The organism is Streptomyces sp. WAC07094 (assembly GCF_036320405.1).
Lineage (GTDB): Bacteria > Actinomycetota > Actinomycetes > Streptomycetales > Streptomycetaceae > Streptomyces > Streptomyces lannensis.
Window position 1 is genome coordinate 8,346,056 of the sequence record NZ_JAVMJZ010000001.1, and the last position, 18,220, is coordinate 8,364,275.

17 protein-coding genes and 2 pseudogenes are annotated in these 18,220 nt (G+C 68.3%); 7 read left to right on the forward strand and 12 right to left on the reverse strand.

Features of this window, described 5'->3' with window-relative positions; all coding sequences use genetic code 11:
- Position 1: 1 nt before the first annotated feature.
- From RCR19_RS37465 to RCR19_RS37490, 6 genes are all read right to left on the reverse strand, one after another.
- On the reverse strand, positions 2-844 hold the full coding sequence (locus RCR19_RS37465) for an alpha/beta hydrolase (protein WP_331269193.1): 843 nt from the start codon (positions 842-844) through the stop codon (positions 2-4).
- Positions 841-975 (reverse strand): hypothetical protein, encoded by a 135-nt coding sequence (locus RCR19_RS37470; protein WP_331269194.1) that lies wholly within the window; start codon positions 973-975, stop codon positions 841-843. The genes RCR19_RS37465 and RCR19_RS37470 overlap by 4 nt, the downstream gene beginning before the upstream one ends.
- A 139-nt stretch (positions 976-1,114) precedes the next feature.
- Positions 1,115-1,723 carry a TetR/AcrR family transcriptional regulator gene (locus RCR19_RS37475; RefSeq protein ID WP_331269195.1) on the reverse strand — a complete coding sequence of 203 codons (609 nt, stop codon included), beginning with the start codon at positions 1,721-1,723 and terminating at the stop codon, positions 1,115-1,117.
- On the reverse strand, positions 1,720-3,159 hold the full coding sequence (locus RCR19_RS37480) for an AMP-binding protein (protein ID WP_331269196.1): 1,440 nt from the start codon (positions 3,157-3,159) through the stop codon (positions 1,720-1,722). Before RCR19_RS37480 ends, RCR19_RS37475 begins: the two co-directional genes overlap by 4 nt.
- Before the next feature lie 86 nt (positions 3,160-3,245).
- On the reverse strand, positions 3,246-3,911 hold the full coding sequence (locus RCR19_RS37485) for an NAD-dependent epimerase/dehydratase family protein (RefSeq protein ID WP_331269197.1): 666 nt from the start codon (positions 3,909-3,911) through the stop codon (positions 3,246-3,248).
- A gap of 30 nt (positions 3,912-3,941) precedes the next feature.
- Positions 3,942-4,496, reverse strand: a complete 555-nt coding sequence (locus RCR19_RS37490) for a TetR family transcriptional regulator (protein ID WP_331269198.1) — start codon at positions 4,494-4,496, stop codon at positions 3,942-3,944.
- Positions 4,497-4,678: 182 nt separating this feature from the next.
- Here RCR19_RS37490 and RCR19_RS37495 point away from each other — a divergent pair.
- The 3 genes and pseudogenes from RCR19_RS37495 (at position 4,679) to RCR19_RS37505 (ending at position 9,181) form a co-directional block, all read left to right on the forward strand.
- Positions 4,679-6,113 (forward strand): annotated as a pseudogene (locus RCR19_RS37495) (aldehyde dehydrogenase).
- 176 nt (positions 6,114-6,289) lie between these two features.
- Positions 6,290-6,460 carry a hypothetical protein gene (locus RCR19_RS37500; RefSeq protein ID WP_331269199.1) on the forward strand — a complete coding sequence of 57 codons (171 nt, stop codon included), beginning with the start codon at positions 6,290-6,292 and terminating at the stop codon, positions 6,458-6,460.
- A gap of 609 nt (positions 6,461-7,069) precedes the next feature.
- Positions 7,070-9,181, forward strand: coding sequence for a SpoIIE family protein phosphatase (locus RCR19_RS37505; protein WP_331269200.1), 2,112 nt, complete (start codon positions 7,070-7,072; stop codon positions 9,179-9,181).
- 224 nt (positions 9,182-9,405) lie between these two features.
- On the opposite strand, the gene RCR19_RS37510 is transcribed toward RCR19_RS37505, so the two are convergent.
- Positions 9,406-9,789 (reverse strand): hypothetical protein, encoded by a 384-nt coding sequence (locus RCR19_RS37510; RefSeq protein WP_331269201.1) that lies wholly within the window; start codon positions 9,787-9,789, stop codon positions 9,406-9,408.
- Between the two features lie 20 nt (positions 9,790-9,809).
- On the opposite strand from RCR19_RS37510, the pseudogene RCR19_RS37515 reads away from it, so the two are divergent.
- A pseudogene (locus tag RCR19_RS37515) lies at positions 9,810-10,394 on the forward strand (transposase); the annotation flags it as partial.
- Between the two features lie 14 nt (positions 10,395-10,408).
- Here the strand turns inward: RCR19_RS37515 and RCR19_RS37520 are convergent.
- Complete coding sequence (locus RCR19_RS37520; protein ID WP_331269202.1) at positions 10,409-10,864, reverse strand: MerR family transcriptional regulator; 456 nt, start codon at positions 10,862-10,864, stop codon at positions 10,409-10,411.
- A gap of 49 nt (positions 10,865-10,913) precedes the next feature.
- On the opposite strand from RCR19_RS37520, the gene RCR19_RS37525 reads away from it, so the two are divergent.
- Positions 10,914-11,714 carry an MBL fold metallo-hydrolase gene (locus RCR19_RS37525; RefSeq protein WP_331269203.1) on the forward strand — a complete coding sequence of 267 codons (801 nt, stop codon included), beginning with the start codon at positions 10,914-10,916 and terminating at the stop codon, positions 11,712-11,714.
- A gap of 584 nt (positions 11,715-12,298) precedes the next feature.
- Here RCR19_RS37525 and RCR19_RS37530 read toward each other — a convergent pair.
- A complete protein-coding gene (locus RCR19_RS37530; protein WP_331269204.1) occupies positions 12,299-12,865 on the reverse strand; it encodes a GNAT family N-acetyltransferase in 567 nt (188 codons plus the stop codon).
- A 260-nt stretch (positions 12,866-13,125) separates the two neighbouring features.
- Entirely contained in the window at positions 13,126-14,055 is a 930-nt protein-coding gene (locus RCR19_RS37535) for a class I SAM-dependent methyltransferase (protein WP_331269205.1), read from the reverse strand.
- Positions 14,056-14,457: 402 nt separating this feature from the next.
- On the opposite strand from RCR19_RS37535, the gene RCR19_RS37540 reads away from it, so the two are divergent.
- Positions 14,458-14,961, forward strand: coding sequence for a DUF6083 domain-containing protein (locus RCR19_RS37540; RefSeq protein WP_331269206.1), 504 nt, complete (start codon positions 14,458-14,460; stop codon positions 14,959-14,961).
- An 80-nt stretch (positions 14,962-15,041) separates the two neighbouring features.
- Here RCR19_RS37540 and RCR19_RS37545 read toward each other — a convergent pair whose 3' ends face one another.
- On the reverse strand, positions 15,042-15,860 hold the full coding sequence (locus tag RCR19_RS37545) for an SAM-dependent methyltransferase (RefSeq protein ID WP_331269207.1): 819 nt from the start codon (positions 15,858-15,860) through the stop codon (positions 15,042-15,044).
- A 304-nt stretch (positions 15,861-16,164) separates the two neighbouring features.
- On the opposite strand from RCR19_RS37545, the gene RCR19_RS37550 reads away from it, so the two are divergent.
- Positions 16,165-16,515 carry a hypothetical protein gene (locus RCR19_RS37550; RefSeq protein WP_331269208.1) on the forward strand — a complete coding sequence of 117 codons (351 nt, stop codon included), beginning with the start codon at positions 16,165-16,167 and terminating at the stop codon, positions 16,513-16,515.
- Between the two features lie 78 nt (positions 16,516-16,593).
- Here RCR19_RS37550 and RCR19_RS37555 read toward each other — a convergent pair whose 3' ends face one another.
- A complete protein-coding gene (locus RCR19_RS37555) occupies positions 16,594-17,673 on the reverse strand; it encodes a MerR family transcriptional regulator (protein WP_331269209.1) in 1,080 nt (359 codons plus the stop codon).
- Positions 17,674-18,220: the final 547 nt, after the last annotated feature.

Here is an 18,220-nt window from a genome sequence, read left to right on the forward strand (position 1 = left end):
GTTACAGGGTTTCGGCGACCGAGGCGGCGCCGTGCGTACCGAGCAGGATCGTGTAGTGGTTGCTGCCGTCGACGGTGCGCACCGGCATCCGGGCTGCGATGGGTGCCGGGTCCTGGTAGAGGCCCGGCAGGGCACCCAGCATCCCGAACTCGGCGCGCAGAAACTGCACTTCGTGCCGCAGCCGGGCCCATGCTCCGGCAGCGGCGCCACCGGTGTACAGGTCGACCGAGTCGTCCCTGACCGCGTCGGCCGAGGCCTTGCTGCGCAGTTCGCCCGGCTCGCCCGTCAGGTCGTAGTCCACGTAGGCCTCCACGGCCGGAGACCAGTCGGCGAACGCCGGGTGCGCGTGCCAGTGGTCGCGGTAGGCCTCGCGGTCGTGGAAGCGCATGGTCAGCCGTGCGGCGGCGGGACCGATGACGGCGGCGAGCTGCTCCTCGGGCGTCTCGCCCGGCGGCAGCGGCAGCGGCGGGCCGCCGTCCACGAGAATCAGCCGCTGCACCCGTTGCGGATGGCGGTCGGCGAGCACCAGAGCGACGAAGCCCCCCATCGAGTGCCCGGCGACCACCGCGTCGGCACATCCGAGGGCGTCCAGAACGGCCGCACAGTCGTCGGCGTGCCGTGCCATCCCGTACGGGCCGGGCAACGCGGCGCTGTCACCCCGTCCCCGGAGGTCCGGCGCGATGAGCAGGGTGTCCTCGGGCAGTCGCTCGGCCACGAGTCGCCAGGCCTGGTGCGAAGAGGTGATGCCATGGACGGCCAGCACGGCCCGGCTGCCACTGCCCCACACCCCGACGGTCAGCTCACCGTCCGTCAGTGGCACGGACATCCGCCGGTACGCGGTCATCGGGCACTCCCGTCGCCGCTCAGGTCGGTGGTGCCGCTGATGTGTGCGGCGTCCGGACGGCGCGGGCGCAGAACTGCGGGGGAGAACTCGGGCCGGTCGGCGAAGCTCCAACTGCTGGGATCGGTTCGCATCTTCAACTCCACGATCTTCGATGATGGGCCGCAGGGCGCGGGACCTCGGACGGCACCCGAACCCGATCGGTGCCGCACGCTGAATTCGGGTCATGCCCGTCAGGCAGTGAGAGGTCGCGTGCGGTCCCCTCCGGCGCCCTCACTCCTGCACTCCGAGGATCCGTGCCACGACCGAGGCCGTGTCGGCCAGTACCTTCTCGGGGACCGGCTCGTTGTCGTGCCAGAGCACCCATCGCATGCCGACCATCTCGCCGAGACCCATCAGTGCCCAGGCCATCAATTCCGGTTCGCCGGGCGGGATCTCACCCGAGTCCATCGCGGCGCGCAACCGCTTGGTGTACCCGGAGACGATCCGGTCGTAGTGCTGACGAAGCTGGTGAGGTGCCACGAACTCGGCCTGCCGCATGATCCGGTAGAGCCCGGGATGCTCGGCGACGAACGCGAAGTAGGCGGCGAACCCGGCTCGTTCGGCGGCGAGCCGCGAGCCGCCCGACTCGGACGCCGTGGTCATCGCCTGTCGTACCCGGCGGTTGAGGTCGTCGACCAGTTCCTCGAACAGCTCCCGCTTGCCGGGGAAGTAGATGTAGAACGTTCCCTGCGCGACCCCGGCCGCCTCCGTGATCTTCACGATCGACGCGTCGTGGTATCCCAGTTCCACGAACACCGCCTCGGCCGCGTCGAGGATGCGCTGGCGCGTACGGTTGCCCTTCGCGCCGAGCCGGCGGCTGCGGTCGGCCGTGGTGCTCATCGTGCCTCCCTTGCCATCTCGCGCAGCACATCCCGGCGCACCTTGCCGAGGCCGGTGGTGGGCAGGCTCTCCACGACGGACACCCGCGCCGGCACCTTGAAACCGGCCAGGCGCTCCCTGCACCAGGCCCGCAGGCCCTCCTCGTCGACCGTGGACCGTGCCACCACGAACGCGACACCGACCTCGCCCCATCGCTTGTCCGGTATGCCCACGACCGTGGCGTCGACCACCGCCGGGTGCGTGCACAGGACACGTTCCACCTCGGCGGCCGTCACGTTCTCCCCGCCGGAGACGTAACCGTCGTCCAGTCTGCCCACGATGCGGTACCAGCCGCGTTCGTCGCGCTCGGCCAGGTCGCCGGTGTGCAGCCAGCCATGATGCGGGGGTCCTCCCCAGTAGCCGCCGAACACGGCCGGGCCCCGTACCAGAAGCTCTCCCGTGCCGGGCCCGGCGGCCACACCCGCGAGCGCGACCTCGACGCCCTGGTAAGGCACACCCGTCCACCCCGCCGACGCCTCCACGGACCCGGGGGGTACGCACAGTACGTTCGGCCCCGCCTCGGTCAGCCCGTAGCCCTGGCACAGCGGCACACCGCGCTCCCACCAGATACGTGCGAGCTGCCCCGGCAGCGCCGCACCACCGCACACGGCGAGCCGGAGCGACGACAGATCGGCCGTGCCGAAGGAGGCGCTGTCGGCCATCATGCGGTACATCGTGGGCACCGCCATCGTCACGGTGGCATCGGCGAGTCGGTGCAGCGCCCGGTCCGCGTCGAACTCCGGCTCGACGATCAATGTGGCGCCCCGCGCCAGCGCGAGCAGCGGCAGCACGGTCCAGCCACCCGTGTGGTGCTGCGGCAGCAGCTGCACCACCACGTCGTCCGGCCCGAGCGCGGCCACACCGTCGAGCGCTTCGCCGGTTGCGACGCACATGCGGTGGCTCAGCGGCACGCCCCGCGGCCTGCCGCTCGACCCGGAGGTGTGGATCAGGAGGACAGTCCCTTCCGGATCGACGTCTCCGGATCCCTCTGCGGCACCACGGGGCTGAACCAGCGGCGACAGGACCGGCCGATGTGCGCACCGGCGCAAGGTGTCGGCCGCGAGGTCGCCATGCCCTGCGTCGTGCAACAGCAGTGCCGGCGTCGCATCGGCGACCAGCGCGGCCAACTCCGGTGGGCGCAGCCGGTACGACAGCGGCATGAGCACCCGGCCGGCACGGGCGCAGCCGTACAGCAGGGCGATCTGCTCGATCGACGACCGGCACAGCGTGGCAACCCGGTCACCCGGCCGGGTCCGCTCTCGCAACCACGCCGCCCAGGCGTCGGCGTGGGCGTCCAGCTCACGGTAGCTGACCGACTCGTCGCCGCAACGCACCGCGGTGCGGCCGGAGTCGCCCTGGTGCCGCAACTGGCCCGAGAGGTCGGACAGGTGGGACATGCACGCCCCCGGGAGCGGAAGTGGGAAGTGAATCACCTGTCATATTTGGGGCGTTGCCCGGGCGCGTCAAGGGGTAGGCGTACTTCTCATGCGCCGAGTCTGTTGATGTCCCGGCTGTAGAGGATCCGACTGTCGGTGGTTCCCGGACGGGTGAGAGCGAGCATGGCGCGGCCGAGATGATCGGTGGTCGTGGTGTGTCCCGGGGCGACACGGCGCAGAAGCGGGTAGAGCCAGGACGTGAGGGCGTAACCGAGGCGGTAGGCGCGTGTCCTGGAGACGGCTCCGTGCATGGGCTGGATGTACCCCGGACGGAACATGTAGGCGTTCATCGGCAGGGCGAGCAGCGCGTTCTCGGTGCGTCCCTTGACGCGGGCCCACATGGTGCGGCCGCTCTCGCTGCTGTCGGTGCCTTCGCCGGAGACGTAGGTGAAGGTCAGTCCGGGGTTGTTCGCGGACAGGGCTAGGGCCGCGGCGAGGGTGAAGTCGTGGGTGATGCGGGTGTAGGCGGCTTCGCTGCGGCCGGCGGAGGAGATGCCCAGGCAGTAGAAGCAGGCGTCCAGCCCGGTCAGTTGCTCCGTGAGGGCGGACAGGTCGGTGAAGTCGTGATGGACGATCTCCTGCAGTTTGGGGTGGGTGATGCCGAGCGGACTGCGGACCACCACCAGGACACGAGTGACCGAGGGGTCCAGCAGGCAGGCACGCAGCACGCCGTGTCCGACCATGCCGGACGCACCGAATACGACGACGTTCACAAGAGGCTCCGATGCAGAGGGAGTCGAGAGTCAGGCCCGCAGGATCGCGCTGGCCGTGGCGACGATGGTGGCTCGGCGGCGTTCACGGTCGATGTCCGAGCCCACGGCGGGGATGAGCGGGGTGTTGCTCAGGGACAGCAGAATCATCAGGTCGCGCAGTTCCTCGGCGGGCAGTGCCGTGGTCACCAGGCCGTCCTTCTGCGCCTGGGCGATCAGTTCGACCTTCTCCCTCTGGGCGTCGTGGACGACCTGAGGCAGCGCGTGCTCGGGACGCTCGAGTTGCCGCCAGGCAGCCAGCCGCACGACGTCGGGGTGTGCCTCGTAGTAGTCGTACAGACGCCCGGCGTAGCCGGGAAGGTCGGTCGGGTCCAGGGGGACGGCGCTGACGATCTCGGTGACCAGACGGCTGTACACGGTGTCGAAGAGGTCGACCTTGCTGCCGAAGTACCGGTAGAGCAGGGCGTTGTTGACCCCGGCGGCCTTGGTGATGCGGTCGACCCGGGCGCCGGCGATGCCGTACTGGGCGAACTCGTCGGTTGCTGCCTCCAGGATCTTGCGCCGGGTCTCGTCTGCGTTGCGTGCCATGGGTGCACTCTAAGTAAGTAGGTACCCACTTGCAAAGTCGCGCAGGCCGTTCTACCGTCGTAAGTAGGTAACTACTTACATGCGGGGCGGTCCTGCGGAACCTACCGGTCGCCCCACCGCTTCCCCTCTTTCATCCGCACCACCGGCCCGCACCTGGTGGCCGCGTTTCAACAGAAGGCGTCATGATCAATTACGAGCAGTTGTACATAGGCGGTCGCTGGGCCGCCCCCACACTCGACGAGCGGATCGAGATCCGCTCCCCGCACGACAACTCATTGGTCGGCCATGCCGCCCAGGCGGCTCCCGCCGACGTCGACGCGGCGGTCGCCGCCGCCCGCAAGGCCTTCGACAAGGGCCCCTGGCCGACCACGCGGCCCGAGGAGCGCCGCGCGCTGGTGGCCCGCTTCGACGAACTGCACGCCGCCCGCGCCGGCGAGATCGCCGCACTGATCACCGCGGAGAACGGGACGCCGGCCTGGTTCACCCAGTCCCTGCAGACCGCAGTCGCCGAGCAGACGGCCGCGTATCTGCGGGCCGCCGATCGGTTCGGCTGGGAAGAGGAGACGGTGGGACCGACCGGCGCCAAGACCATGCTGCGGCGCGAGCCCGTCGGTGTGGTCGCCGCCGTGATCCCCTGGAACGCACCCCACCAGTCCGCGCTGGCGAAGATGATCCCGGCGCTGCTGGCGGGTTGCACCGTCGTCCTGAAGGTGGCGACCGAGACGCCACTGGACGGGTTGATGCTGGGGGAGCTGTTCTCCGAGGCCGGTTTCCCCGAGGGGGTCGTCAGCATCCTGCCCGCGGATCGGGAGACCAGCGAGTATCTGGTCATCCACCCCGATGTCGACAAGATCGCTTTCACCGGCTCCACCCGGGCCGGACGACGTATCGCGTCGCTCGCCGGTGAACAGCTCAAGCGGGTCAGTCTGGAACTGGGGCGGAAAGTCCGCGTCGATCGTCCTGGAGGACGCCGACCTCGAGACCGTCGCCCAGGCCACCCCGTTCATGGCGTTTGTCAACAACGGGCAGTCGTGCGTGGCCCACACACGACTGCTGGTGCCGCGCAGTCGCCACGAAGAGTTCGTCTCCGCGATCGCGGCCGCCGCGGAGAAGGTCACCGTCGGTGACCCCGCGGACCCGGACAACTTCGTCGGCCCGCTCGTCACCGCCGTACAGAAGGAACGAGTGCAGAACTACATCCAGTCCGGTCTGGACGAGGGCGCCCGTCCGGTCGTCGGCGGCCTCGGTGCCCCGGAAGGCTTCGAGCAGGGCAACTACGTCAGGCCGACCGTCTTCGCGGACGTCGACAACTCCATGCGCATCGCCCAGGAGGAGATCTTCGGACCGGTGCTCGTGGTCATCCCCTACGAGGACGAGGACGACGCCGTACGGATCGCCAACGACTCCCCCTACGGGCTGGGCGGTGGTGTGTGGACCCGCGACACCGCTCGCGGCCTGGCGGTCGCCCGCCGCATCCGCACGGGAACGTTCGTCGTCAACGGTGCGGCGATCGGCTTCGACACCCCGTTCGGCGGCTACAAGGCCAGCGGCGTGGGTCGTGAGTTCGGTGCCGTCGGCCTGACCCAGTACGTCGAGCACAAGTCGATCGCGCTCTGACGCCCGGCGCGGCGAGCGCAGGGCCCCCGCGCGGCTGTCGCGCGGGGTGAGGCCGCTACCGCTCGGCACCACCCCGCCTGCTCGGCGGCTGCCCGGACGCATCGGCGGGCGGCTGCTATCGCCCTGCCGTGCCCCAGGGAGGAGGATGGGAGGTGAACGAGCTAGGGAGGCCCACCATGAAGACCGGTGCCTCGAACGAAGACGCCTGGCTGTACTCCCACACCCCGTCCCAGGCCGAGGGCGAGCGTGACGAACCGGCCGAGCGTGCGGCCCTGCACCCGGATGTGCCAAGGACCGAGCCGTCCCAGGCGGAAGGCGAGAGGGTGGACGACCTCGGGCCCTCCTGAACGGTTCATTGATCAACAGACGGGTGTCTGCGGCAGGGCCCCGCCGCCGCGCGCATGCATGGCGACGGGGCTCGACGCTGCTCGGCGCCCGGGCCCGAGCACGACACCGCGCTGTACAGGGTGCCTTCGACTCCGGCCCGACGACGAGGCGACGCAGACGCTCCGTGCGGCGGTGTGGCGGCGAAATTTCTGTAGGCGTCAAGCGTCCGTCCGGGCTCGACTCGGGGAAGCCTGTTGCAGGAGTGGCACGCAATGGGCTGTACGACGCGTCCGCGGAAGTGAGAAAGTGGACCATCCACCCTGCTCGCGACGCTGCCGGGGTCGTCCCTCATCCGATCGTGCAGGCGATCGGCGCCGGCGTCCGGGTCGCGGTGGAGGGCTGAAGACGGCCGGCCGACCGGAGGACGAGGCCGGCAGGGAACTCGATTCGATCGGCTGCCGCGCGCCGGAGCGGGGCACCGGAGACCGGAGCGGGACCCCAGGTGGGGCAGGGTGTCCGGGGTACGAAAGGCGCAAGCCTGGATCGTCATCGCAGCATTCGGGGGGCAACATGGAAGAAACTCTCAGCAGGTAAGGCCCCCGGGCTCCGGCAGGAGGGAGCATTCGCGGATGGGCGCAGAGGAGCGGCGCCAGGACGAAGAGCGGGACCGTTCGGCGGTTCCGTCGCCGCCGGGAGGGCTTCTCGATCTGCTCAGCGTCGCCGCGGTCGTCCTGGACGATCGAGGGCGGTGCGTGCTGTGGAGCCCACAGGCCGAAGAGGTGTTCGGTTACACCGCAGAAGAGGCTCTGGGGCAGTACGCGGCCCAGATAATGGTTCACGAGGAACACATCGAACTCGTGATCAAACTGTTCTCCGAGGTGATGGAGACCGGAGCGAGCTGGGCCGGTGCGTTTCCCATCCGGCGCAAGGACGGCACCACCCGCCTGGTGGAGTTCCGCAATGTGCGGCTCCTCGACGACAACGGCGCGATCTACGCCTTGGGCATCGCCGCCGATCACACCACGTTGCAGCAGGTCGAGACCGACCTGGCCCTGTCCGAGCGCCTGGTGTCGCAGGCCCCCATCGGCATCGCCCTGATGGACACCGAACTGCGCTATGTCCTGGTCAACCCGGCCCTGGAGCGCATCAACGGGATGCCGGCCGCCGACCACATCGGTCACCGCACCCGCGATCTGCTGCCGTCCTTCGACGCCGAGGCGATCGAGCTTGTGATGCGCCGGGTGCTCCACACGGGCACCCCGGTGATCGATCAGTACGTCGTCGGACGCACCCCGGCCGACCCCGACAACGATCACGCGTGGTCGGTGTCGTTCCACCGGCTCGAGGGATCCGGCGGACGCATCATCGGCGTGGCGACCTCCATCGTCGACGTCAGCGAGCGCCACTGGGCCACGATCAAGGCCGAGCGTGCTCAGCGCCGTCTGTCTCTGATCGCCGACGCCTCCGCCCGCGTCGGTACGCGACTGGAAGTGGAGAAGACCGCTCAGGAACTGGCGGAGGTCGCCGTCCCCGATCTCGCCGACCTGGCGGCAGTGGACGTCCTCGATGCCGTTCTGGCGTTCCGCCGCAGCAACGGAACACAGGACGAGGGTTCGGAGCTGTTTCGCACACTGGCGGTGGCAACCGCCTATCCCACCGACGTCACCGTCGGTGTGAAGCCGGGTGACCAGACCACGTACGGCGAGGACCGCCTGATCACCCGGTGCGTCCACACCAGACAGGCCGTTCTCGTGCCCTGCGTCGAGGAAGCCGATCTCCAGCGCATCGCCCGCAGCCCCGACGGCGCCGCCGCCCTGGCCCGTGCCGGACTGCATTCCTACCTGGCGGTGCCCTTGATCGCCGGCAGCGAGGTCCTCGGCGCACTCGAACTCCTGCGCGCCCGCAATCCCCTCCCGTTCGACGAGGACGACGCCATCCTCGCCGGTGAGATCGCCGCCCGTGCCGCCGTATCCATCGACAACGCACGCTGGCACCAGAACGTCCGCAACGCCGCCGAAACCCTCCAGCGCAGCCTGCTTCCGGGGCATCCGCCACAGCTCGTCGGACTGGAGGTCGTCTCCCACTACCAGCCCGCCGGAGCGTCCGCCGAGGTCGGCGGCGACTGGTACGACGTCATACCCCTGGCCGACGACAAGACCGCCCTGGTCATCGGCGACGTCATGGGCAACGGAATCGACGCCGCCGCGAACATGGGCCGCCTGCGGACCGCGACCGGCACACTGGCCGACCTCGACATGACCCCGGACGAGGTCCTCCGACACCTCGACAAGACCACACGCGGCCTCGAGCAGTACGCCACATGCATCTACGCGGTCTACGACCCGCACCGTCGTGAATGCCGCATCGCCAACGCCGGACACATGCCGCCCGTTCTCATCCGCGACCGCCGCCATCCCGAACTGCTCGACCTGCCCACCGGGGCGCCCCTCGGTGTCGGCGGAGTCCCGTTCGACACCACGACGTTCGCACTCAACCCCGGCGACCGGCTCGTCCTCTACACCGACGGACTCGTCGAGACCCGGCACGACCCCATCGACGAGCGTCTGGACACCCTGGTCCACACTCTCGACGGCCCTCGCCGGCCGATGGGGGAGACCTGCGACTGGCTTCTGCAGGCGCTCCGGCATCCGGACGACCACGACGACGTGGCTCTCCTCATCGCGCAGGCCGGCCCGGTACCCGGCCGGCCGACGCACGACGCGGAAGCGCCCTCCACCTGACCGAGCCCGGTCCTCGGGAACGCTCGCGACCCGGCGGCGGGTGCGCGGTGGACTGCCCACGCCCTCGTCCGCGACTAGTCGGCCGGACGCGTCACCTAGATGATCAATTCCAAGGGGTCAGTGATCGTATGGCGTGAGCGGGCAGAGGGTGGCTTCTTCTGTGCGGTCGTTGTGCACCATCGCCGACGCAGACGCCGTTGCGGGCCAGGCAATGGCCTCCTGCCTCACACTGGAAGCCAGTCCGGCCACCACGGTGGCACGTTGTCGGGCACACAGAAGCTGACCGGATAACCGTCAGGCGCGTGCCAGATCGCCATTAAGGGCCACAGTAGGGCGGCGGCTGCGGCAACGGTCATGAGTAGGGGAAGCAGCAACTGGCGACGGCCGGTGACCTTGCGCATGAGCCCCCACAGCAACGTGGAGGCCATGGCCATAGAGGTCGATGCCATGACGAGGTCCCCGAGATTGGCTGAGGCGTTGATACCGATGTCGCAGTCATGCCAGGCATTGCTCAGCAGCACGGAGGCCGCATAGCCGGATCCCAGGAAGGTGACCCAACCAACGGCCCAGGCTCCGGCGCTGTACGGCGCCCTCTCGCTGTCGTTCACAGACTTCCTCACCACTGGGTGATCAATGGATCGTGGACTCCACGCCCGTGGAATGCGGCCACTCACGGGAGACCGAGAAACGCTCCGACCTGGCCGGATGGGCCCAGTACGGATACTGCGCCAGCCACAGCAGCTTCTTCCGGGGCCTGCGCCTGCACCTGATATGCACTCTCCAAGGTCTGCCCGTCGTCTTCGCTCTGACCGGGGCCAAGGCCGACGAACGCGAGACCCTGCTGGACCTGCTTGCGACCGAACCGCACTTGGTCGCCGCCCGCTCCGGCCAGGCACTGATCGGCGACAAGAACTACTTCGGCCGCGACTTCGAACGCGAACTTACCCAGCAGGGCATCCAGTTGCTACGACCGACCCGCAAGGGCGAACGGCAACGGCCCGGCGGATCCCTGATCAAACCGTTGGGACAAGTCATCGAGTCGATCAACGAGACCTTCAAAGGACAACTCGACCTTGAACAGCACCGAGGGCGCACACCCCGCGGCGTCATCGCCCGCGTCATGCAGCGCATCCCCGCGCTGACTACCGTGATCTGGCACAACGACCGCACCGGACAAGCCACCCTCCGCTCGCTCACCTCGTACGATCACTGACCCCTTGGAATTGATCATCTAGGCCTCCGTCTCCCCGGCGGTGTCCAAGACCAGGACTGGGCCGACTCGGTGGCCGGTGCGGACACAGTGCCGACGGCTCGCTTGAAGTCCGGACAGTCCACGATCGGCTCGTGATCGCAGACGGCCGCGTGCCGGAGGCTGTCGCGCAACCGTGTGAGCCGGACGATCCGCTGGTCGAGATCGCGGGCCTTGGCCGCCATACGGTCACGCAGGTCCCCGTCCGACGGCCGCGCCACCAGGAAACGGCCGATCTCGGCGACCGAGAAGCCGGCGCCGCGCGCACACGTGATCAGCCCCAACTGCTGCAGCACTTCAGGGTGATACGTACGGCGAAGGCCGTTGCGTCCCGCCGCGGCGATCAGGCCCTTCCGCTCATAGAACCGCAGCGCCGAGGGCGCCAGCCCGGACCGACGGGCCACCTCGGAGATGTCCAGCAACGGCTCGTCCATCACGGCCCCCCTTGACTTGAATCGCGGTTCAAGTCGCAGCCTACTCGCCATGGAAATCCGTCACTTGAACTGCGGATCGGTTCGGACCGTCGAGGCCACCTACGACGGCCCGCAACCCGCACCCGCCGTGAACCACTGCCTGCTCGTGGAGACCGACACCGACGGCCTGGTCCTGGTCGAGACGGGCCTGGGCCTCGGTGACATCCGGGATCCGGACGGCACGCTGGGGACCGATTGGGTGGAGCTGACCCAACCCGTCCTCGCCGAGGAGGAGACGGCCGTCCGGCAGATCACCCGACTCGGACACGCACCCTCGGACGTGCGGCACATCATCGTGACCCACCTGGACGTGGACCACAGCGGCGGTCTTCCCGACTTCCCCGACGCCCAGGTCCACGTCATGGCAGCCGAACTCGACGCGGCGTCCGCCGAGGCGCCCAGCTACCGCTACCGCCCGGCCCACTGGGCCCATGGACCCAAGTGGGTCACCTACCAGCACGAATCCGATGAGCGGTGGTACGGCTTCACCGCGGTGCAACCGACAGGGCTGCCGCAGGAGATCAAGCTGATCCCCCTGGGTGGTCACACCGCAGGCCACACCGGGGTGGCCGTGCACAACGGTGACCGATGGCTTCTCCACTGCGGTGACGCCTACTACTACCATCGTGAAATCGGTGAACCGAAGGAATCGCACCCGCTTCTCGACATCGTCCAGTCACGCTCGCAGGTGCACCGCGACCTGAGGCTCGGAACCCAGGCCCGGCTGCGTGAACTTGTTCGCGACCACAGCGACCAGGTCGACGTCTTCTGCGCGCACGACCCATGGGAGTTCGCCCGCCGCGCGGGGTGAAGTGGCGCCCACCGGTCGTGAGTTGGGCGCGGGTGCCCGAGCAGGTATGCACACCGACGTCCATCGGGGCGTCTTCGAGGGCGATCATGGGTGTTCCGGGCGGTTCCGACCGCCCGGAACACCCACGGCGCCGGGTCTTCGTGCCGGCTTCCGCGGATTTCTCAACACGAAGTGATGTGTGATCCTCACCTTCTCCACCGCGAGACTCTGCGCAGTCGGTTCACCGTCGATGTCGACCCGGACGCGAGAGTGTCGTTGAGCCACGCGCTCGCCGCCTCGAACGCGGCCACCTGGTTCGCGTGCGCGAGGAAAATTGCCACCGGTACTGCGCCGTGGATCGGAACCCGGATGGCGGCCATGATCCCTCCGGCGTCGGCGATCAGGACCACATCAGGCGCCATGACCTGCATCAGCCACGGTCGGCATGACGAACGAGGCACTTCCCGCGAGTTCGACGTCCTCGGCGATGTCCGGGCCGGTCAGAGCCCGCGCGGCAAGGCCGGCAGATCCACTTCGCTTCCGTCACACGGACATCTTGGCTCCGCGGCGGTCGATCTCGCGAGCCCGACAACGCTCCTTGACGTTCAGGGGCGACGGCCGTCGTCACCGGACGGCGCGGCTGAGGACCACACACCGAACCACTGCTCTGCGTCGAACTCCTGGAACCGTTCCACCTCGGTGAACCCCAGCCTGGCCGCGAGGCGCATCGAGCGCTTGTTGGCGGTCTGAGTGCAGAGCACCACCGGTTCGCCGGGGAGTGTGTCGGCGAACCAGTCGAGTGCCGCTGCGCACGCCTCGGCGGCGTACCCGCATCCCCACGCCTCCGACAGGAACATGTAGCCGAGTTCGGCCTCTTCGGCATCCGGACGGAGATGACCCCGCCGTTCCGCGGCGCGCCGATCGAGCGTGATCGTACCGATCATCGATCCGTCGAGGTCGACCACGAAAAGGCCAGGGCGCCGCCCGGGCACCTCAGGCACGGCGCGTTCGAGCTCATCACGCGGCATGGGGCCACCGAGGTATGTGCGCACCTCTGGCGATGCGAAGAGCTCGACGAACGCCGCACGGTCCCGGCCCTCGGACTCGCGGAGCACGAGCCGTTCGGTCCTTATCGGGGCAGGTGGCCAGGCGACGGGTCCGAGTTCAGTCATGGCGGGCAACTTATCGCAGGCCCACGAGAGCCGTCGGACGGAGAAGACCTGGCCCACGTTGCCGTGCGGCCGGCCCGCGCGCGGTGTATCGGAAAGCAGGGCCGGGGATTGCCGTTTCCCCGTGGTGTTCGGCGCCGGGTGCACGGCGCAGTCGGCAGCTTGCCCACCTGGTCAACGACACGTGCGGGGCCCGGCGGGGTGTCCGGGTACGACGTTCGGTTGCCGTCGCGCCCGGACACCCTCGGCTTTTTGGAGCCCCTTCAGGACGCCCGAAGGAACGCCGACCGTGCGGCCTTGCCGAGGTACGTGAAACGCGTGTCGCCCGCAAGGTGCTTGTCGAGCGCTTCCTTGATGCCCGGCCAGTTCGGGTCGCGGTAGTCGTCGAGGACGACGATCCCACCAGGCGCCGCGATCTCCTCGGCCCACTCCAGGTCCTTGGCGACTCCCTCGGCCGAGTGGTCGCCGTCGACGATGATCACGCCGTAACGGCGGTCGGAGACTGCCGCGCGGGTGTCAGGGTCCTCCGAGAAGCCCTGCTGGATCCGGGCGTTGACGCCGGCGGTGCCGGCGAGCGCCAGGTTCGTCCGGACGGCGTGCTCGTCGACCGGCGTACCCGTGGGGTCGGCTCGGTGCTCGGTGCCGGGCTGGAGCTGCACGCCGGCGAAGGGGTCGACGATGGTCAGACGCGGGCTGCGGCCGTCGCGCTCCAGCATCCGGATGAGCCCGGCGGAGAACATGCCGTAGAGCGTGCCGATCTCCAGGATCTCGTCGTTCGGCGGGTCCAGCAGCGGTATCGAGCCCAGCTTGCCGCAGATGTTCATGGTGCCGCCCGCGATCCTGCCGACGCCCAGCGACTCCAGCGCGACCAGCAGACGGAAGGCGGCGGCGAGGTTGCGCTCGGCCGCCTTGCGGTCACCGCCGCCCAGCGTGGCGACCTCGTCCTGCAGACGGCCCATGGCGCCGGGCACGACGATCCGGGAGATGCCTCGGGCCCCGGGGCCGACCAGTAGATCGAAGGTGTACTGATGCTGCCGCAACACTTGAATGTCGCGCTTCAGCTCTTCGTTCTCCGACTGCGACCGGGCGACCGCGGAGCGGACCTGCCGCTCGATGCGCTTGTCGAGAAGCTCGGCAACGGGGCGGAAGAGGCGCCGGGAGGCTGAACTGCGAAGCAGGGAGCGGCTGTTCATGGAACAGAGGACCTCAATGTCTCGCGGAGGATCAAAGGTAGGAGAAAGGTTAGGGTTGACCCTCCAGAGCGGAAGGGTTCGGAGTTGTCCGACAGGAAAACATCTGCCGAACTTCGAATGAAGGCGGCATGGGTCGCTGCGTAAAGGGCACTGGCCTGTGACACGCCCTTCTCGCGGGTGATGCGCCGCTCACCCCTGCGCAGTTCCCTTGCTCCCGGCTCGGTCTTCTTTACGCTCTCTCACCCTGCCGAGTCGTCTCCGTGCCGCAGCCGCCTTGAGAACGCCTGAATGCGATCTCACCGAGGCCCATTACGGCGAACTCTCCCGAAGGGGGATGGATGTCTGAACACGGCTGGTTTGCGACCTACTGCGATTTCGTCCGACTCGTTCACACTCAAAAACATGGAGACGACAAGTGATCGGGACCTGCCGTCATGCCGGCATTGTCGAGAGCCCGGCCGGACGGTCCGCAGCCGTGGGCGTATCGATCTCATAGCCGAACTCTGCGACGGCTGTTGGAATCGACTCGCGAACCGGATGGCGATGGACGAGGGCGCCACAGCACCACCGCGGCCGGATCCGGATGATGTGATCTTCGTGGAGCCGCCGAACTGCGTGCGGTGCGGCTCCCGGTTTCGTGTCTATCCGACCGTCTACGACCGATGGGTGAATCTATCCTTGGCCGAGCTGCCGGCCAAGGATGTTCCACCGCACTTCCGCTGGCGCCTGGTCAACGTTGCAAGCCCTTACGCGCCCGTGGTCATCGATGTCTTTGCCGTCCGGGTGCGGGGTATCGAACCGCTCCTCGGTGAGCTGGTGATACCCACGCATAAGATGCTGTGCGCGGGGGAGAGGGCGAAGCAGCAGTCCGCCGAGAAGTCGCCTGACTCCGACAGCAACGGATGACACGAAGAGAGACGTACACAGGCGGGTTCTACCGCGACTTTCCCACCCTCATCAACGTCGTTCCGCCGTCTCGGGATTCGTCACACCTTCCGGGCCAGTCCGGCGGCGATGAGGCGCTCCCAGACGGTGAGTTCCCGATCGCCGCTTCCGGCCCAGGCGTTGTCGGTCGCATCAGGGCGCCACAATGGAGCGGGGACGATTCCGGGGTCGAGGATCTCCAGCCCGTCCAGCAGGGATTCGATTTCCCCGTCGGTACGCCACCGGCCGCGGCCGAAGGTCTTCTGGAGGACCTGCTCGGCCTCCGCCGTCTCCGGGTTGTTGCCGGAACGGAAGTGGCTGACGAAGAAGTAGCTCCCCGAGGGCACGCGCTCGGCCCAGTAGCGGACGATCCCGGCGGGATCCTCCTCGTCGTTGACGTGGTGGAGGATGGCGCTGAACATGACGGCGACGGGGGCGTCGAAATCGATCAGTTCGCGGGTGTCCGGGTGTGAACGGATGTCCCCGGGGTTGCGCACATCAGCCGCGACCACCCTGGTCCGGTCGTTCGCTTCCAACAACGCCCTGCCGTGGACGAGTACTTGAGGATCGGTGTCGACGTACACGACCCTGGACTCAGGGGCATGACGTTGTGCGACCTGGTGGACGTTGTCAGCGGTCGGCAGTCCACTGCCCAGGTCGATGAACTGCCGCACCTGGGTCGTGGTCGCGATCTCGCGAACCGCGCGGGTCAGGGCGGAACGGTTGGCGAAGGCGATTGCCACCGAGCCGGGCAGGTCCCGTTTGAATACGTCGCCCACCTGGCGGTCCACGGCGTAGTTGTCCTTGCCGCCGAGCAGATAATCGTAAACGCGCGCGATGCTGGGCCTGGTGGGGTCGATGGTCGAGCCAGCATCCGTCATGGCGACCATCATCCTCCGCGACGTCGCCCGTTGACCATCACTTTGGAAGCTCTGGCAGCAGCAATTTCTTCGCGATCGCACCAGGCAGCGGTGCTCTGCCGGTTCGGAAGGCCGCAGCGCCGGACCGGACCGATGGCCGGGGGAGGATGTTCCGTCGTCGGCAGCGCAGGTTTGCCTCTGCGAGCGACCGTTCCAACGCGGTCCACTGACCCGGCGCGGCGGGAGAGTTTCGGGCAGTCGAGGATGACGTACGTGCCTGCGAGGTGTGCGCTGCGATGTCGGCGACGGACTGTAGCGTCCGCGCATGGCCATCAGACCGTCCATTGCCTGGCGCGACGAAGTTGCGCGAAACCCCGCGTCCGAGGAGCTCTACGCCCCGGCGATGCTGCGGGCCACCGAGGCAGCGCTGGCTTCGTTCGAGGAAGACGCGCGTAGTGTCGGCGGTGCGTCAGACGAGCCCGTACTCGCCGCCGTAGAGCGCGTCGTCGAGCAGCTGAACGTCATCGACGAGGAGCATGGGACGTACTGCACCATCGAGCGCGAGGACCTCTGTGATTACATCGACGACGTCCTGACGGAGCAGGGTGTCGACGTCGCGGCTCTCCTCGCCCGCCAGGACATGGCGGAACTGACCGAGCGGTGGCGGGAAGGGTAGGTCGGGCGGCGGTACGTCCACGCGGCCGCGTGCAGACGGCCGCGTGGGGCGGAACGTCCTCGTCGACGACGGTCCGTATCAGTGGTCCAGGCGCACCGGCATCAGTATCGAGAACGTCGCCTCGTCGCCGGGCAGACGGATCGCGATGGGCGCCGTGGGGACGCCGAACTCGAGGATCACTTGATCGCCTCCTGCGGCGGCAAGCGCGTCCAGCAGGAACTCACGGTTGACGGCAATGTGGTTCTGGTCGTCGTCGCCGTCGTCGCAGATGACCACGGAGCCGTCGTGTGCCACCTTGAGCACGCTGAGGTCATGTGACGCAGCGCCCTGTTCGCGGGCCTCGCTCGTGCGGACCGGTCCATTCTCGAGTGCCGTTCGGAAGGTGGTTGCGTCGACGAGGGCGCGGCTTCCGGTCGGCAGATGGACGAGACGTCGGTAATCCGGGAAGGCGTGGTCGAGACACCGGCCGGACGCCTGACCGTCTCCGGTCTCCAGTGTCACTCTGTTGCCGTCCACGTCGAGTCGGACAGGTCCTTCGCGGTTCAGCAGCGCCCGCATCGCATCGACCAGTGGGGCGGGCACGATGACCTGTGCAGGGGGTCCGCCGTGCCCGGTCGTCTCGGCTCGTGCGACAGCCATCCGATACCGGTCCGTGGCCACGACGTGAAGCGTCTCGCCCTCGAAGTCGAACAGGACGCCACCCAGCATCGGCAGCTCCGGGTCGGTGCCTGCCGCGAAGCGTACCGCGTCCAGTGCGGCTGCCAGAGCACGAGCCGAGGTGGTCAGTCGGATCGTGATGCGACTTGGAGTCATGGTGTTCTCCCTGCGTGCGAGAAGTCCCTGGAGCGTGGAGAACTCAACTCGGGCATCCGACAGATCCGCTTCGAGACGGCGCAGGTGTGCCTGAAGCAGTTCACGCACCAGGTCTCCGTCCGTGCCGGACCAGCCGGCCAGGACGAGCCGTACGTCCGCCAGAGGCATCCCGGCCCGGCGCAACCGGGCCAACAGGCGCGCCTCCTCGAGCTGCGCGGAACCGTACCAGCGGTAGCCGCTCACCGGGTCGACCCGGGCCGGGACCAGCACACCGGTACGGTCGTAGAACCGCAGGGCGCTTACGCCCAGTCCGCTGTCCCTGGCCATCTCACCAATGCTGCGCATCTCGCTCTCCACACCCGGAACTCTGACCCCTGTACAAGGTCGAGGGTCAAGTTCGGCCCCGGAATCCAACCGTGGTCAGGCGTCCGGCGTGGCCGGAGCAGAGTGGGATGACCTCCGGTCTGCAGCGTGCGGGACCACGACGAACGGGCGGTATCGGAGCCGATGTCGCACCAGTGGGGCAGCGGAGGGGACCGCGGTCTGTGCGTGGTCGACAAGGCGGTTGCAGCCCCGTCGCCTTGGAGCGGTCGCTACCGTGGGAACCTCAAAGAGAGGGGGGTCTCGTGGCGGACTACGCTGCACATGCTCACAAGGCTCAAGAGCTACTGGCCGCGGGTGAGAAGTGGGCGAGGGGGCGACTCAGTGCCGATCAGCTCATCGCGACAGCCCAGGTGGAGGCGCTGCTCGCGCTTGCTGCCGCGGTGGCGCAACGGAGTGACACCAAGGCACATGTTGTTGCTGAGAAAGGTTCCGCAAGTTAGGTCCGGCGCAGCGTCCACACCGCGACATGACCACAGCCGCGGCCGGCGCGATCAGGGCACCGCAGTCC

Excerpts from the sequence above, each read along its gene's own strand:
- RCR19_RS37480 (WP_331269196.1), bottom strand. The coding sequence starts at position 3,159 with ATGTCCCACCTGTCCGACCTCTCGGGCCAGTTGCGGCACCAGGGCGAC.
- RCR19_RS37535 (WP_331269205.1), bottom strand. The coding sequence starts at position 14,055 with ATGAACAGCCGCTCCCTGCTTCGCAGTTCAGCCTCCCGGCGCCTCTTC.
- RCR19_RS37490 (WP_331269198.1), bottom strand. The coding sequence starts at position 4,496 with ATGGCACGCAACGCAGACGAGACCCGGCGCAAGATCCTGGAGGCAGCA.
- RCR19_RS37470 (WP_331269194.1), bottom strand. The coding sequence starts at position 975 with ATGCGAACCGATCCCAGCAGTTGGAGCTTCGCCGACCGGCCCGAGTTC.
- RCR19_RS37465 (WP_331269193.1), bottom strand. The coding sequence starts at position 844 with ATGACCGCGTACCGGCGGATGTCCGTGCCACTGACGGACGGTGAGCTG.
- RCR19_RS37520 (WP_331269202.1), bottom strand. The coding sequence starts at position 10,864 with ATGGACGAGCCGTTGCTGGACATCTCCGAGGTGGCCCGTCGGTCCGGG.
- RCR19_RS37505 (WP_331269200.1), top strand. The coding sequence starts at position 7,070 with ATGGGCGCAGAGGAGCGGCGCCAGGACGAAGAGCGGGACCGTTCGGCG.
- RCR19_RS37550 (WP_331269208.1), top strand. The coding sequence starts at position 16,165 with ATGGCCATCAGACCGTCCATTGCCTGGCGCGACGAAGTTGCGCGAAAC.
- RCR19_RS37530 (WP_331269204.1), bottom strand. The coding sequence starts at position 12,865 with ATGACTGAACTCGGACCCGTCGCCTGGCCACCTGCCCCGATAAGGACC.
- RCR19_RS37525 (WP_331269203.1), top strand. The coding sequence starts at position 10,914 with ATGGAAATCCGTCACTTGAACTGCGGATCGGTTCGGACCGTCGAGGCC.
- RCR19_RS37555 (WP_331269209.1), bottom strand. The coding sequence starts at position 17,673 with ATGCGCAGCATTGGTGAGATGGCCAGGGACAGCGGACTGGGCGTAAGC.
- RCR19_RS37545 (WP_331269207.1), bottom strand. The coding sequence starts at position 15,860 with ATGACGGATGCTGGCTCGACCATCGACCCCACCAGGCCCAGCATCGCG.
- RCR19_RS37540 (WP_331269206.1), top strand. The coding sequence starts at position 14,458 with ATGGAGACGACAAGTGATCGGGACCTGCCGTCATGCCGGCATTGTCGA.
- RCR19_RS37475 (WP_331269195.1), bottom strand. The coding sequence starts at position 1,723 with ATGAGCACCACGGCCGACCGCAGCCGCCGGCTCGGCGCGAAGGGCAAC.
- RCR19_RS37500 (WP_331269199.1), top strand. The coding sequence starts at position 6,290 with ATGAAGACCGGTGCCTCGAACGAAGACGCCTGGCTGTACTCCCACACC.